The following is a 16366-nucleotide window of genomic DNA, read 5'->3' on the forward strand; positions in this document are numbered from 1 at the left end:
TTATTGTCCGAGTGAATAAAAATCTCTAAATTTAGATAACTATTGTATAAACCATTGAATATAAACAAAAAAGACATCGTTATTGAGGCGCAAATGCTTGTCCGCAGACCTGTGGGGGATGTGTTTACAGCTTTTATTGATCCGGAAATAACCCGTCATTTTTGGTTTACATCCGGTAGTTCTATTCTTGAAAAAGGCAAAACTGTAGTCTGGACATGGGAAATGTACGACGTCTCTGCCGAAGTAGAAGTACTGGATATTCTTACAAATGAAAAAATAAGTGTTCTATGGGGTGAGCCCCGCACGCATATAGATTTTCTCTTCCAACCTGTCAGCCCGGAAAGTACATATGTACAAATCCGGAATTATGGTTTTGAGGTGTTAGAAGATGAGCAACTGATCTCCTTTCTGACAGACTCTACCGGTGGATTCACGACTGTTGTAGACGGATTGAAAGTATATATGGAACAAGGCATCAATCCCGGGTTGATTGCAGACAAATTTCCTGCCGGACATTAGTCGCAAATAACCTCTGCATACATATTGTTTAAAAAAAAAGACACTTTTTCCCTATGAAAGTGATCAATAACTAATATAAACTATAATACAGTCGTTATGGCAAAAGTACATCATTACCTTAATTTTGACGGTCAGGCCGAAAATGCATTTAATTTTTACAAATCTGTATTTGGAGGAGAATTCAGATCCTTTATGCGCTATCAGGATATGCCTTCTCCTGAAGAAATACCGGATGAAATCGGCAACAGAATACTGCATGTAGTACTTCCTATCAGCAAACATTTTGTGCTTATGGGTGCTGATGTACATGATGACTATGGTTCTGCAATCAACAGAGGTAATAATTCTTTTATCTTACTGGCAGCAGATTCGTCTGAAGAAGCCTTGCGGCTGTATAAAGGATTATCTGAAGGTGGAGAGGTCGAGATGCCAATGGAAGAAACATATTGGTCTCAATTATACAGTTCCTTCAAAGATAAGTACGGAATATGCTGGATGATCAACTATGACGGAAGCAAACTTGACCGCTGGGGGCAATAGCGGATTCAGAATAACAAAAGAAGAGCATCGGATTAAGGTCCGATGCTCTTCTTTTGTTAGGTATAATGTACCAGTGAAATAATATCGTGATTAAACCGGGTCAACCGGCCCTGACTATGTAAAAAATCCAGACTGATCACAAAACTGAAACCAGCTACCTGACCACCTAGCTTTTCAATCAGCTTACTTGCTGCCACCACTGTCCCTCCCGTAGCTAACAGATCATCGTGAATCAGAATATGCTGCCCGGCCTCGAATGCATCTTCATGTACCTCTATTGTAGCTTGTCCGTATTCGAGTGCATAAGATTCGGAAATCGTATTGTACGGCAACTTACCCTGCTTGCGGATGGGAATAAAAGGAACATTGAGTCGGTTTGCCAGCATCATCCCAAAAAGAAATCCTCTGCTCTCTATACCCGCTACTGCATCAATTCGTTTACCTTCCAGCCGCTGTATAAAAGCTTCAACTACAGCCGTACACAATTCCGCATCTTTCAGTATGGGTGTAATATCTTTAAAAACTATACCGGGTTTTGGAAAATCCTCAATATCCCGGATTACTTCTCTTAATCGTTGTTCTATCATCTGATAAGCTAAAATTTCAAATAAGGTTCAAGTTTACGCAAAAATTCTTCATCAAGAAGAAGTACTGCTTTTAAATCATTTATATTTTTATAATTCCCGTGTTCTCTACGATAGTTGGCAATAGCTGTAGCCTGTTTATAACTTATATAAGGATGCCTGGCTAATTCAGCAGCAGTCAGTGTATTCAGCTCCAGTTGCCTGATATCTGTACTTACAACCCGCAAGGAACTTTCGATCGTTTTGTAGCGCTCAGCATCCATACCATACACTTCCTTAATCTGCTGAATCGTATAGAATCCTCCGAGAGCATCTCTGAATCTGACTATACGTCGGGCAAATGAAGGTCCTATTCCTTTCAATGACATCCATGCGGTAGTATCGGCCGTATTGATATCGATAACGACTGTTTTTAACGTATTTTGATACGTTTTGGGATATTTCGCTGATGTTTCAGTAGTGGAATTATGATCCGGTGATGGAGTCCTGGGGATACGTATGTATGCTTCAATCCGTTGATAGTCGGATTCTTTGATAGCATATATTTTGCGGAGATCCTCCTTTTTATAAAATTTACCTCCTTTGGTAGTATAGTTGAGGATCATACGGATCTGATAGGCTTTGAATCCTAATTTTTCCCATCCTTCTGCTGTAAGTTGATTAGGATCAAATTCAAAATAGTTCACCGCATTAAGAGGCGTAGCTTTGGAAGAATAATATGTTGATCCCGGATCTAAAGATTCCTGCTTTTCTATTTCGGTATAGGATTGTACCGTTTTATCATCTTCAAAAATATGGAGCTGGTAAGAAACAGAAGGTGATGTATGTATTAAATTCCACACGATCGGACTGAAAGTCATTAAGCCTATCAATACCAGCAGCACAAAGAAGCCATTTTGCTCTGCCCTGCTTAGTCTGAAAAAATAAAATAGCTTATTCATATCCCATTTTTAATGTTTGTCATTAGAAAAGAAATAAGAATAAGCCTGGTAAAGGATTTCTTAATTAAGCTTATCCTTATCTACTTTTTCAACTTTACTTTTATCTTTTAAAGTTTTTGAAATTGCATTAAATGGTCTGGAGACAACTTCCTGATCTTTCTTCAATCCCGACAAGATGATAATATTATTATCGTCCTGAATACCGGTTTTGACCTCCACCATATCGACCTCTTTTCCGTTTACCACAAATACATATTCTTTAGCTCCTGCATTTTCAGTTTTATCAGCTTTTTTAGATTTATCCTCTTTATTCGCGGCATCATCTCCTTTAGTTTCATCAGATTTGATCTCATCGGTACGGATAGTAACTGATTGAATCGGCACTACCAATCCTGAAGAAGTCTTAGTTCTGATCTGAACTGTTGCAGAAAGGCCCGGTCTGAATGGAGAGGGGTTCTTGAGATTGTTATTCAGTATATCTGCGTATGATTCCGGAGATATCCTTACTTTCACATTAAAGTTTGTTACCTGCTCAGCCGTAGATGCCGCTGTAGTAGTTGCTGCACTCTTTGATGAGCTCGCTATTTCAGTGACCACTCCTACAAACTTACGACCCTGAAAAGCATCTACTTCTATATCGGCCTGATCTCCCAGCTTCACTCTGTTTATATCATTTTCATTGACATCAACATTCACTTCCATAGATGACATATTCGCAATACGCATGATCTCAGTACCGGCCATCTGTGCAGTTCCTACTACACGTTCTCCCAGTTCTACAGACAGCAAAGAAATGACACCATCTGAAGGAGCGTAAATAGTTGTTCTTGCCAGATTATCTCCGGCTTGTTTGACTGATGCCTGCGACTGATCGATCCCGTATCGGGTAGCACGCACACTCTGTCTCTGCGCTTCTATAGAAGCCAGTGCACTGCGATAATCCGCTTCTGCCTTGTCCATTTCTGCTGCAGATATTACACGTTTTTTGAAAAGCTCCTGATTTCTTTTGAATGTGGCTTCAGTATTCACAAAATTAGCTTCCTGTTGCTTCAACTGTTGTTGCGAAGAAGCTAATGTTGCACGCTGTATATTCAATGACGCTACCGCCTGATCAAAACCGGACTGAAGAATATCGGGTTTTACACGACACAGTACTTGTCCCTTCCTTACGACATCTCCTTCTTTGATATTCAGTTCAATGATCTCCCCTGAAACTTCAGAACTCAGTTTGACTTCAAATTCGGGCTGGATTTTACCACTGGCTGATACCAGTTCGTGAACAGTTCGCTCCTGAACCTTATCCACCGCTACTTTGATTACGTTACCATCACCAAACCATCCCAATTTATTGCCGGCAACAAATACGACGAGAATTACTACTGCCGCAATTACCAGAATGAGAGGAAGTCTATTTTTTTTCTTAGCCATTTATCGTTAATAATAAGTTTTGCAATTTAAAATTTTATTGGATTGCCAATATAGTAATCTATTACTTTTTCCTTGAATACAGATGTATATTTTGCCTGAATCATATCAAATTCAGCTTTATTCATTTTTGTCTGTGCGGTAGATAGTTCCATTGCATTCGCCATGCCTACATCATAACGTTCCTTGATGACCTCATAGGCTTCTTTTGCTGTTACAAAAGCTGTTTCTGACGATACAAACTGCTGACGTGCAGCTTTCAGATCCAGTACAGCCTGATTAATTGTTTTATTCAGATTCCGCTTGACCAGATCTTCCTGATTTTGTGCCTGCAATCTGCCAATTTTAGCCTTTGCAACCGCTGTTTTTGTTCTTCTGTTATTAAAAATCGGAACATTGAGAGACAGCCCTGCGGAGAATGATTTATTCTGATCCAATTGTTCCCCGAAAGGCATCCGTATAAATTGCGGATTCATGGGATCTAAAGTATTAGGATCAACTTTTTTAGCATTGGAAGAATAATTAGTTCCATATCCGGTAGAGATCGATACTGTAGGATAATATCCGCCCTGTGCAATTTCTATATTCTTTTCGGCAACCTGTGTATTGATCTGAGCCTGTTTGATGTCCGGCTGTGTGTCCAGAGCACGGGAAAATACATTCCGTGCATCATAAGTAGTTGCTTCAGATATTAACGCTGATATATCGGGTTTAACAAGTGAAATACTGGTGTCGCCCGGCATCTCCATCAGCTGCTTCAGCTCCAGCATGGACAATTCATATGCATTATTGGAATTAAGCATATTTAATTCATCCGTAGCAACCTGGTTCTTGGCCTGAGAAAGATCCGCCAATGTCTTGTTGCCGACTTCAAACTGAATAGAATCTGTACGAAGTTGTTCTTTGGAAAGTTTTAATTGTTGCTTACTTGCTTCATATAGCTCATTATTCGTAATCGCCTGCAGATAATTGGTCAGTACAGACAGAATAAGATCATTCTTAGCTTTTTCCACAGCTGTTGCATCCGATAGCAATTGAAGTTTATTTGCCTTCACCTGATTTACAAGTTGAAATCCCTGAAATACAGCATAGGAAGAGGATAATTGAGCATTAGCATTATGATTCCATTGCCCGCGGACAACATTACCACTTACCTGGTCAAATCCAAAACCATAATTATTACTCTGATTACCGTTCAGACTAAGATTCGGATAAAGATTACCCTTCGCCTGCGACACATCCTGCTCGGTGAGCTGCCTTCTGTATTCTGCCTCTTTTATTTGCAGATTACGCTCCAGAGTCAGCTTTATGGCCTCCTGGACAGTAATATTGCTCTGCGCCTGACAAAATGTTGCCAATGATAAGCATGCCCCCAAAACTAGGTAGTTGGTCAATTTTTTGGCCATTCTTCTATTAAAATGTTATGATTTCATAAATTTGGTATAATTATTTGAATTTCACAACATGTATTTAGTTAAAGCACCATTTTTTCTGAAGTGGTATTATCCGAACAATATCTTATGGAACAAATCCAGAGAAGAGAAAAAACTGTATTTAACATTTGATGATGGTCCAATACCGGAGATCACACCATATATTCTGGACACCTTAAAGGCTTTTGATGTCAGGGGAACTTTCTTTTGTGTGGGAGAGAATATTGTAAAACACCCTGAAATTTACGCGCGCATACTTGCGGAAGGACATCGTGTAGGCAATCATACTTACAATCATTTGAAGGGATGGGATACTCCTGATCAGGAGTATCTGGAAAACATCAGTAAATGTCAGCAACTAACCGGGACGGATCTTTTCAGACCTCCGTACGGACGTCCCAAAAGAAGTCAGCTTCGGCAGTTAAAACAATATCAGGTCGTTATGTGGGATATTCTTTCCGGTGATTTTGATCTGGAACTGACACCTGAAAATTGCCTTAAAAACGTTTTAAAGTATACAAAAAATGGCTCTGTCATTGTCTTTCACGACAATATCAAAGCCATTCCAAGAGTTACTTATGCCCTGCCTAAAACATTGGAACATTTTACTGCATTAGGGTATACATTTCACACTTTATAAGATTATTCAATAATGGTTGAATATTCTTTAGCACTGCTGGTACTAAAGTATCCAAGTGCGCCGTTTGTAATATTTGATGTAGGATTGGCAGGTGATGCCGATCCCGGATTAGTAAGCTGAAAATCATTCCAGTATCTGTACACACCTTTATCTATACATTGTCTGCGAATGACTACTTCATCACCTGTGAAAAGGTCATTATCTTCATTGGCAATATCATGAGATACGGATAATCCATCGTTGAATTTATCACTTAATACAGCTGCGAATTCCATCTTTTTCTTATTCACAGAGATCAGATAGCGGTAATAGTTTTCTACTCCTACGGGATCAGTAAAAGTAAAAACGACATACTTATAAATCTCTCCAAAAATGCTTTCCTCTTTCAACCCAAACTTTTCAACTTCTACATAAGGCGGCACTGATGATAAACTTTCATACACCTGTCCGTCAACTGTTACACTAAGCTTGTATGATCTGCCGACTCTCAGCTGCATATTACGGACTGAATAGTTTCCATTCTGGTCGCTTAACTGAAAAGTGTAGGTTCTCCCTCCCACTTCTGTCACCTGTACAGCAGCATCATTCACCGGAATACTGTTTGCCGGTTGGTTAAAGGCAATGGTCTTACTGACTCTTATCTGGTGCTGATCCGAAAGGTTACTTAAGTCACCTACAATAACAACTTTAGGGCTGGCATCATTAAGATTTATATCAATCTTATCTTCACAGGAGACCAGCAAAACACTAAACAACAATACGATATAATAAATTCTTTGCATGATATTAAAATTTAAAGTCCCAGGTAATAGAAGGAATAGCTCCGAATAATGCAATACGATACGCTTCTGTAATATTCGAGTTGTCTTCGTTTTCTCTGAAGTCTATGATATAGGCATTTTTACGGTTGTAGGCATTATAAACACCAAATGACCAGCTGGAATGATATTTTTTGCCGGGACGTTTTCGTGAATAGGTAGCAGAAAGATCAAGTCTGTGATAGGCCGGCATACGGTATCCGTTTCTTTCGGTATAGTAAAACATCGTACGGCCATCCACTTCATATTTACCACTAGGGAATGTGATCGCATTACCAGTATTATATACAAATGTAGCACCTAATGTCCATTTCTTACTCAATTGATAAATCCCTACAACGGATACGTCATGCGTACGGTCTTGTCTGGCATTGAACCATGATCCGTTATTGATCTCATCAAACTGGCGTTCACTTTTGGATAAGGTATAGCTGATCCATCCGTTGAAGCGTCCTTCTCTTTTTCTAAGATACCATTCCAGTCCGTATGCTCTGCCTTCACCATACAACAGCTCTCCTTCCAGATACTTATTAGCCTGCAGGTCTGCCCCATTTCTGAAATCGATCTGATTTCCCATTTGTTTGTAATATGCTTCTACTGAAAACTCATAGGTATTGTCTTTGAAGTTGCGGAAATATCCGAATGCTCCCTGATTGGCATACTGGGGTTTGATATTTGCACTGCTTAATACATATTGGTCAGTAGGCAGACTCGATGTCGTATTGGTCAGCTGATGCAGATTTTGTGTGATACGGTTGAACGATAATTTTAAACTTTGTTTTTCATTCAGCTTGTAAGACATGGATAATCTGGGTTCCAGATTAAGGTATTGCTTGATCACTTTATTATCTCCGTAAGTATTGCTGCCTATCGGTTCTCCTTCTTCATCATAGTTGTAGAAAGTGCCCGGACCAAGTACAAAAAAGTCTGATAATCGCATACCATAAATCATAGAAAGTCGGTCTGTGGGCTTCCACTCATGTGAAAAGTATGCAGATGCATCGAGGCCTTTACGAGGTTCGATAAAGATAGAGTTGACCTCCGAACCTCCTATAGCATTCAGACTTGCAGGAGATATTTTTTGATAAAGCAGGTGAACCCCGAATTTGAAGGTATTCTTAGGATTGGTGAAATATTGAAAATCTTCCTTAAAGTTCCAGTTATTGATCTTTGAGGCAATCTTAAATTCATTATTATCACTATTTACATTCACATTGTAATTGAAATTACTGTAGATCAGTGAGGTATTGCTGAATAGTTTATCATTAATTACATTATTCCAACGTAAGGTAGCTGTAGCATTTCCCCAATCAAAACTGAATTTATCTGAATAACCGAGTTCGTCTTTTCCGAAGTATCCGGAAACATAAATGGTATTTTTGTCATTCAGTTTGTAATTGGCTTTAGCATTCAGATCGTAAAAGTAAAGCTTACTTTTCTTTGCATCTTCATCATTTGATAACTTCAGGAACATATCTGCATATGTTCTTCTTCCGCTTATCATAAATGAACTCTTGTCTTTTACAATTGGGGCTTCGACCTTCAACCGGGAAGCGATAAGTCCTATCCCTCCTTCCATACTGAATTCTTTGCTGTTTCCATCTAACATGGTAATATCCATTACAGATGAGATACGCCCTCCGTATTGAGCAGGGATTCCGCCTTTATAAAGCTCGACATCTTTGATAGCATCTGAATTGAATGTAGAGAAAAAACCCAAAAGGTGAGAAGAGTTATACACAGTGGCTTCATCCAGCAAGATAAGATTCTGGTCTCCACCTCCACCTCTTACATAGAAATTAGCACTACCCTCTCCTCCGGACGCAACTCCTGGTAACAACTGGAATGTTTTTAAGATATCCTTTTCACCAAAGACGACAGGAATATTACGGATTTCAGATGTATTGAACTTGAAACTTCCCATCTGCGGACTTTCTACATTACTGTTTTTCTTACGGGCAGACACAACGACTTCTTCCAGTTCATTCTGATTAGGAATCAATTCAACATTTTTCTTCATGTTATCATTAATAGTGATAACTTCTTCAGTTATAGTATAACCGACGTAACGAAATGTCAATTTATGCTGTCCCGCAGGAAGGCTCAACGCATAATAACCGTAATTGTTGGTTCGTGCTATAAATTTTGGGTCTTCACCTTGTACAATGGCACCTATTAAGGTCTCACCTGTACTATTATCCCGTATAAATCCACTGATGGTATACGTATTTTGTGCCACGCACACTTTTACTACAAATAAAAAAATGAGAAGGGCTGATATTCTTAGAAACATATTGTCATAAATCTTTCAGCCGGTAAAAATAGCATAAAATACCGATAAAACAATCTGACAGCCAATGTTTATTTTCTGTTAAGTTTATTGTTAATCTGTAATTTGAATATTAATTTACACAAAAATTAATATTTACAACCGAAATATAATCAGGCGTCTGTTTTCATTTATATTTCATAACCAAAAACTAATAATCAATCCTTTAATCGAAATCTTTTGTGTAGATTTTTCTGATTAATGCTATTATCAGACAGCTTCATTGACTATCAGAAATAAGAATCTTGAACATGTAACAATTCCATATCATTCTTCGGTAGTAAATATGTTATTCAGGGATTATTTTATTTTTGATGCTGACTACAGCCATTCTTTAGTTACATCACTATGAAATTTATATTTACGACGATTTCCGCTTTACTCCTTATGCTTAGTGCGACACCATCAGCCGCACAATCAGCTTCTTCTGAAGATCTGGGTGCATGGTACATCCTTATGGGAGATGAAAAGATTGCTAAACGATGGGTATTGAGTTATGATTTTCAATATCGGAATCACAATATTATGGGAGATCTGGATCAGTTGCTTTTAAGATCGGGTATAGGATATGATCTTTCTGAAAACAACAACAATCTTTTACTGGGATACGCTTATGTATTGCAGGATATAGATGGTCTGATTCCTGAACAGATTTCAGAGCATCGCATTTATCAGCAATTCCTCACTAAGCAAAAGTTTGGAAGAGTGGCGATAAGTCATCGTTACCGCTTTGAACAACGCTTTATGCGAAACCGTACCGATCTGCGTATGCGCTATTTTCTAAGTGTCAATGTACCGCTTTCGGCACCGGAGATGAAACCTAAGACAGTGTATTTCAGTGCATATAATGAGGTATTTATCAACATGAAAAAAGAAGTCTTTGACCAAAACAGACTCTATGGTTATGTTGTAAGTCCTAAAATAAGAGTAGAAGCAGGTTTGCTCAATCAGCATTTTGGAGAAAGGAAACGCAACTTATTACAGGTAAGGATGCTTACTTCCAATATTTTCGCAAATTAATATTTTGCAGAGCTGGGTTTGAAAACAAAACCTATTCCCTCTCCTTTTAAGGAGATCCTGTTCCCACTCGTCGGAAGGGTTAGGGAGAGGTTATAAGCTTACATTTTAACCTTTCTGCTTTTCGGACATCTCTCCTTTAGAAAGAAAGAAAAGATTATAGTAACGCTTCTATAAAGCCAACCTACTCTCCTTTTTAAGTTGGAAATCAAAAGGAAACTATAACATCTAAAATATTTACAGACTTTAAAAACGGAACCTATTCCCTCCCCTTTTCAAGGAGAGGGTTAGGGAGAGGTTTGGCTTTTACGATTATGAAAGGTTAAGAACTCAAATCAGCGTCATTTGGCGTCCCCGCCAAATGATAAAACCAGAATTATCATATTGCCGGTGAGGACACCGGCAGACGCGATCAGCAACACTTATCCATGCTAAAGCTCTCCCGTTACTCTTTTTAGGGTGAAGTTTCTCACTTTTATTATTTAACCTCTCTGCCCTTCGGGCATCTCTCCTTGAAAAAGAGAAAATGGTTATAATAAAAAAAAACCAGGCCTTAACTGACGTAAGACCTGGTTTTGAATAAGTTTATAATGTAATTAGTATGGTTTCTCTGTCACAAATATGCATACTATTATTTAAATCAGCAAATTATTTATTCATATCGGACAAAATTTTTAAATTTCCTGATGAAAAAACTGATTAAAGAAGGCCATTTGATAATCAATAGACTGCGCCCAGTACTTCCAATCGTGTTTTCCTGGTAATGTAAGGAAATGATGTTCGATATTAAGGTATTGTAACTTTTCATGCAACTTCACATTTACCGGGTAGAAAAAATCCCCGTAACCGCAGTCGATAAACAATTTAAGACTTCCGGGTGTAAGCAGATGAGTCATTTCAATAACTGATCTTTTGCTCCATTCTTCCGGTTTTTGCGCCTGAGTACCTATACGCTCTCTAATACTCCAGTTATTTGCAAATGGCAGAATATCGACTCCGCCTGAAGTACTTCCTGCAGCACCATAAACATCCTGATGTTTAAATGCCAGAGAAAGAGCGCCATGCCCCCCCATACTTAATCCTGTAATACCTCTGCCTGAACGATCTTTACAGGTTGGATACTTCCTGTCTATCTCGCTGACCAACTCGCCGGAAACAAATGTTTCATATTGATAGTTCGGCTGACCTTCGATATCCCAATACCAGCTGTCATATCCTCCGTCCGGACACACTACGATATAATTGTACCGATCTACCAGTTGTTTGATATGCGGAACTTTGGTTACCCAGTTACTGTAACTTCCTGACCAACCGTGCAACAGGTACAATACAGGAAGGGATGTGCTTTTTTGATAATTATCAGGAAGGATTACGACCGTTTTAATTTTTTTATTCATACGCACACTCTGAATGCTCAATGTATCTACCTGAGCGGCATATGTCAACTGACAAAAAGTAAAGAACAGCGTTGTCCACAAAATGTGTTTAATGGTTTTGGTCATAGTTGTAGAATTTATATTGATAAAGATAAGAACTTAAACCAAAAGGTTGTTCACTAAGCGTATAAAAACATGTGCCATCCATATCGAATGCAATAGCCTCACCCTGAGGTTCGGGACTATATGGAAGTTTTTCAAATGGTTTCTTCAGATTTTCAAGGATTCCTGCAGCGGGATCCAGTTTCCAGTAATAGACATTCGTCAGATTTTTCATAATCAACTGGCGTCCGTCACGCGAAATGTCTGCCGCAGTAATAAAGTTAAAAGGCAGCTCGCCAACTTTTCGCAGCTGGTCCTTATTTTCCAAAGAATCTCCCAATACATCCGTAACATAAATACCCGTTCTGAAATCGCGCTTTGAAAAGATCATGATCTGATTGTTTTCCGGAAGGACGATAATGGCTTCAGCATCTCTGGCTTTATCCGGATACCGCAGTTGAATGTGACGGATCTGTTCTTTAGGAATACGATGTAGGAGTCGGGAAGTATCCGCCATTGGTTCTTTAAACAGATATAAAGTGACGAAAGATCTGTGTGCTAAGTTATCACCAATATCAGCCAGCAACAGATAAGGATCTCCGTCTATTTCAAGCCATGCGATATCTTCACAATCTACAACGTCTACACCTTCCAAAGTGTAAATTGCCCGGAGTCTGGCTTTATTATCGATTAAAAAAATGCGCCCTTCGTCTCCGCTGTCATTATGTGTCCAGAAATGCTGCTTATTTACAAAGGAAGCGACCAAACCTGAAGCTTCCTGCATTCTGGGATCAGTAAGTTTGCCGAGACTGCTTCTGCTGACAGTCAGGTTTGACTGTTGTGCTTCAATCGCACAACTTTTTAGAATAACAAGGATCAGGATCAGATAACGAATACGCATATATACAACAACATAATTTACAAATTAACTATACAAAGAAGGGACACCTTATGGCATCCCTTCCCTGATTTATATCATTCCAAAACCTTTATTCACCAGTAAAGGCTTTTAAGAATTGAGTGCGAAATGTAGAATCCTTTTCAGTAATCTCAAATGAATTTTTGTACGTATCTATCACGGCAAACACCTCAGCTTGCTTATCATTCGGAATATCAAAGAATAATTTGAAGCTATATGTTCCGTTTTTCGTCAGATCGACTTTACCTTTATTAGAAGAGAATACAGTCGGCAATATCGGAGAACTCAACATCGGCTTGTTTTCCGGTATTTTGAACAAGTGAGCTGCACTTTTTACAAACGCATCGGATTGAGCTCCCAATGATGAAATCTTGATAGCACCTTTTCGGAATCCATTATCCTCATTAGGTGTACCATCTGCATTGATACCCGGCTGAATATCTGATAGTACTTCCAGTCGAAGTCCTACCGTATCCGTATTGTACAACCCTTTGGCTACATAAAAAACAGACGAATCGGATGCACCATCTTCCTTAATTGTAAAATAGAAATGTTTCTTTGCATCTGTTGAATCTGCCAGCTGATGAAGAGCCACCTCTCCTGATTTTGTACCGTCTTTGGATTTATTAGCGGAGTCTCCACATCCAACAGCTAAAGCCAAAACACTAATGCCAAATAAACTTTTTATAACGTTCATATTGATTAATATTGATTTAACAATTAATTACTTTTTACTGTAAAACACCAAGATATTCATTTTGTTTTTCATTTGTTGTATGAACAAAGATTATTTGATCAATGCTTCATATAAGATCTCTACCGGATGATAGGATTTTCTCGCTGCCCCATCTTTGATCTGATGTCTGCAGGAAGTACCTGCTGCTGCAATCAGAGTCGATGCATCTGTTTTACGCACTTCAGGAAGCAATACTAATTCTCCTACCTGCATCGAAACTTCGTAATGTTCCTTTTCATAACCAAATGAGCCGGCCATACCACAGCATCCGGATGGGATCACTTCTACCTCGTAGTTTTCCGGGAAGGAAAGTAAGGTTTCCGTAGCTTTCACCAGTTTGAATGCTTTCTGATAACAATGTCCATGTAATTTTATCTTTTTGGAAGCCGATGTAAACTGTTCCTTATGAATACGTCCCGCCTCGATCTCACGAACCAGAAATTCGTCAATCATAAGCGCATTTTTCCCCAATTCATATGCTGCGCTTCTTAAATCAGCATCTACTAAGGAAGGGTATTCATCCCTAAAAGTAATTATACCGGATGGTTCTACACCCAGCAGAGGTGTGGCTTCGGATATAATATCTTTGAGCAGGGAGACATTCCTGTTTGCCAATACTTTGGCATCTTTTACGAAACCTTTTGACAGGTAGGTACGTCCACTTTCTACATGCTTAGGGATGGTTACTTCATAGCCTAATGCCACCAGGAGTTTATAAGCTGTTTTACCGATTTCTACATCATTGTATTCTGTAAACTCATCACTGAAAAGATATACTTTCTTATTCGTGCCGCTGCTATAAGATTGTTTTTTTGCCCACGAGCTCAATGTAGTACCTCCCACTGTAGGAAGTGATCGTTGAGCTGCAAAACCAACTACACGTTTTACTATCCCGGACAGGAAATCACTTTTGACCACCAGATTATACAACGGCGCCACCGCCACGCCCAGCTGCTGCGACTTGGTAAAGTTAGCGATCAGCTTTGTACGAAAGGAGGACCCGTTTGCATCGTAGTAATGCTGCAGAAATTCGGCTTTCATTTTAGCCACATCCACGCTGGAAGGGCATTCGGTTTTACAGCCTTTACAGCTCAGACACAGATCCATGACTTCCTTAAGCTCTTCATGGTCAAACCGGTTGGTCTGGGTAGAGTTCGTAAGAAATTGTCGCAGGACATTAGCACGTGCCCGGGTTGTATCTTTTTCTCGTCGTGTTGCCATAAAAGAAGGACACATAGTACCTCCGGTGATCTCTGTTTTACGGCAATCTCCGGAACCCGAACATTTCTCGGCCAGTCTCAGTATACTTTCATCTTTACTAAAATCAAAGTATGTCTTAATCTCTGTCCGGTTATCATTATTGTCATAACGAAGATGCGTATCCATAGGCGGTGTATTGACAATTTTATTAGCATTGAAAATACCTCTGGGATCAAATATCTGCTTGACCTGCTCTAATAAAGCATAGACTTCTTCACCTAAAACTTTACCTATAAACTCTCCTCTTAACCGGCCGTCACCATGTTCCCCACTTAGGGAACCGTTATATTTAAGTATCAGATCACTGGTACGTTCCAGTATCCTTCTGAATGTTTTCTTTCCTTCTGCAGTCTTCAGATTGACAAAAGGCTCTATGTGTAATTCTCCTGCTCCGGCATGTGCATAGTAGGAAGCGTGCACTGCTTCTTCCTGTAATAATTTCTGAATATCCGTGACATATGCCGGCAAATCTTCGGGAGATACTGCACAATCTTCTATCAGGTTGACAGGCTGACTATCTCCGGGCAGGTTGCGGATCAGGCCCAGTCCGGCTTTACGCACATCCCATACCAGATCTGTCTGTGGTCCCGTCACATACGGATAGGCATACCCTAATCCTCTGAAAACCAGCTCTTCTTTAAGTGATAATGCCTTTTGTGCTACTTCTTCGGCTGTATCCCCTCTGAACTCAACAATCAATAGAGCCTGCGGATCGCCTTCTATAAAGAAGCGATTGTGCTGATAGGTCGGATGACCGACCGTAAAATCCATAATATATTTGTCCACCAGCTCGGACGCCTCGGGATGATGGGAAAGCGCAACCACGTTACCATGCATACACTCGACCATATCCTCAAAATGTACACATAATAACCCTAATTCGCAGGGAGGAAGCGGCATAAGCTTCAGCTTGGCTTCTGTAACTACTGCCAGTGTACCTTCAGATCCGGCCAGCAGCTTACACATATTAAAGGGTTGGGTTTTATCCGAAAGCATATCAAGCGCATAGCCTGTATTACGTCTGGTCAGTGATCTTTTAGGATAGCCTTTCTCAATAGCCTGCAGGTTCTTCTCATCTGTAAGGATTTCATTTATCTTTCTGTAGATATCTCCTTCACGATCTTTTTGAATCAATTTTTTGAAATAGGCACTTTCATCCAGCGACTCGAACACCACCTCAGACTGATCATCCAGGAGAACCTTTGCCGACAAAAGGTTTTGTCGTGTGTCTCCCCATACAATAGAGTGAAGTCCGCTTGAATTGTTACCAATCATTCCCCCTACCATTGCTCTACTGGCCGTTGATGTCTCCGGCCCGAACATTAACCCGAAAGGTTTGAGGTAGGCATTCAGATCATCCCGGATTACTCCCGGCTCTACTCTCACCCACTTCTCTTCGGTATTCAGTTCCAGGATGTGTGTAAAATGTTTGGACATATCTACTACAATTCCTTTACCGACTACCTGTCCTGCCAGAGAGGTACCGGCAGTTCTCGGAATCAGTGTAATTGCCATAGCTGTAGCATAGCTCATAAGCAGGTGCAGATCGTGCACGTCTTTCGGAATCGCTACTGCAAGTGGTAATTCCTGATACACTGATGCATCTGTAGCATAAGCTATACGAATTGTACGGTGCTGTGCTGTATCGTTATAATAAAGGTCCCCGTTAAGAAGGTCGCTCAAATGGTCTAGTGATTGTATACTTTCCACGTTTAATAAATTAAAAA

General features: G+C 39.7%; 14 protein-coding genes. 4 read left to right on the forward strand and 10 right to left on the reverse strand.

The window, feature by feature from the left end:
• Nucleotides 1-54 precede the first annotated feature (54 nt).
• Together I6J03_RS21900 and I6J03_RS21905 are read left to right on the forward strand one after the other, a co-directional pair.
• Nucleotides 55-519 (forward strand): SRPBCC domain-containing protein, encoded by a 465-nt coding sequence (locus I6J03_RS21900; protein ID WP_003006462.1) that lies wholly within the window; start codon nt 55-57, stop codon nt 517-519.
• Nucleotides 520-615: 96 nt separating this feature from the next.
• Nucleotides 616-1059 (forward strand): VOC family protein, encoded by a 444-nt coding sequence (locus tag I6J03_RS21905; RefSeq protein WP_003006465.1) that lies wholly within the window; start codon nt 616-618, stop codon nt 1057-1059.
• Nucleotides 1060-1115: 56 nt separating this feature from the next.
• Here I6J03_RS21905 and I6J03_RS21910 read toward each other — a convergent pair whose 3' ends face one another.
• Genes I6J03_RS21910 through I6J03_RS21925 form a run of 4 tightly spaced genes read right to left on the reverse strand, consistent with a single transcriptional unit; the run spans nt 1116 to nt 5415 of the window.
• Nucleotides 1116-1646, reverse strand: coding sequence for an adenine phosphoribosyltransferase (locus I6J03_RS21910; RefSeq protein WP_003006468.1), 531 nt, complete (start codon nt 1644-1646; stop codon nt 1116-1118).
• A gap of 8 nt (nt 1647-1654) precedes the next feature.
• Nucleotides 1655-2584, reverse strand: coding sequence for a helix-hairpin-helix domain-containing protein (locus I6J03_RS21915; protein ID WP_003006471.1), 930 nt, complete (start codon nt 2582-2584; stop codon nt 1655-1657).
• 60 nt (nt 2585-2644) lie between these two features.
• Complete coding sequence (locus I6J03_RS21920; RefSeq protein WP_003006474.1) at nt 2645-4012, reverse strand: efflux RND transporter periplasmic adaptor subunit; 1368 nt, start codon at nt 4010-4012, stop codon at nt 2645-2647.
• Between the two features lie 26 nt (nt 4013-4038).
• Nucleotides 4039-5415 (reverse strand): TolC family protein, encoded by a 1377-nt coding sequence (locus tag I6J03_RS21925; protein WP_003006478.1) that lies wholly within the window; start codon nt 5413-5415, stop codon nt 4039-4041.
• Between the two features lie 58 nt (nt 5416-5473).
• Between I6J03_RS21925 and I6J03_RS21930 the strand changes: the two genes are divergently transcribed.
• Nucleotides 5474-6082 (forward strand): polysaccharide deacetylase family protein, encoded by a 609-nt coding sequence (locus tag I6J03_RS21930; RefSeq protein WP_003006482.1) that lies wholly within the window; start codon nt 5474-5476, stop codon nt 6080-6082.
• A gap of 2 nt (nt 6083-6084) precedes the next feature.
• On the opposite strand, the gene I6J03_RS21935 is transcribed toward I6J03_RS21930, so the two are convergent.
• Together I6J03_RS21935 and I6J03_RS21940 are read right to left on the reverse strand one after the other, a co-directional pair.
• On the reverse strand, nt 6085-6864 hold the full coding sequence (locus I6J03_RS21935; protein ID WP_003006485.1) for a DUF4249 domain-containing protein: 780 nt from the start codon (nt 6862-6864) through the stop codon (nt 6085-6087).
• A gap of 4 nt (nt 6865-6868) precedes the next feature.
• Nucleotides 6869-9193, reverse strand: a complete 2325-nt coding sequence (locus tag I6J03_RS21940) for a TonB-dependent receptor (RefSeq protein ID WP_003006488.1) — start codon at nt 9191-9193, stop codon at nt 6869-6871.
• A gap of 384 nt (nt 9194-9577) precedes the next feature.
• Between I6J03_RS21940 and I6J03_RS21945 the strand changes: the two genes are divergently transcribed.
• Nucleotides 9578-10249: a DUF2490 domain-containing protein gene (locus tag I6J03_RS21945; RefSeq protein WP_003006491.1), complete on the forward strand. Its 672-nt coding sequence runs from the start codon at nt 9578-9580 to the stop codon at nt 10247-10249.
• A 671-nt stretch (nt 10250-10920) separates the two neighbouring features.
• On the opposite strand, the gene I6J03_RS21950 is transcribed toward I6J03_RS21945, so the two are convergent.
• From I6J03_RS21950 to I6J03_RS21965, 4 genes are all read right to left on the reverse strand, one after another.
• Entirely contained in the window at nt 10921-11748 is an 828-nt protein-coding gene (locus I6J03_RS21950) for an alpha/beta hydrolase (protein ID WP_003006493.1), read from the reverse strand.
• Nucleotides 11732-12625 (reverse strand): hypothetical protein, encoded by an 894-nt coding sequence (locus tag I6J03_RS21955; protein ID WP_003006496.1) that lies wholly within the window; start codon nt 12623-12625, stop codon nt 11732-11734. Before I6J03_RS21955 ends, I6J03_RS21950 begins: the two co-directional genes overlap by 17 nt.
• Before the next feature lie 88 nt (nt 12626-12713).
• On the reverse strand, nt 12714-13340 hold the full coding sequence (locus I6J03_RS21960; protein WP_003006500.1) for a hypothetical protein: 627 nt from the start codon (nt 13338-13340) through the stop codon (nt 12714-12716).
• Nucleotides 13341-13430: 90 nt separating this feature from the next.
• A complete protein-coding gene (locus tag I6J03_RS21965) occupies nt 13431-16349 on the reverse strand; it encodes an FAD-binding and (Fe-S)-binding domain-containing protein (RefSeq protein ID WP_201694005.1) in 2919 nt (972 codons plus the stop codon).
• Nucleotides 16350-16366 lie beyond the last annotated feature (17 nt).

This window comes from Sphingobacterium spiritivorum, assembly GCF_016724845.1.
GTDB classification, from domain to species: domain Bacteria; phylum Bacteroidota; class Bacteroidia; order Sphingobacteriales; family Sphingobacteriaceae; genus Sphingobacterium; species Sphingobacterium spiritivorum_A.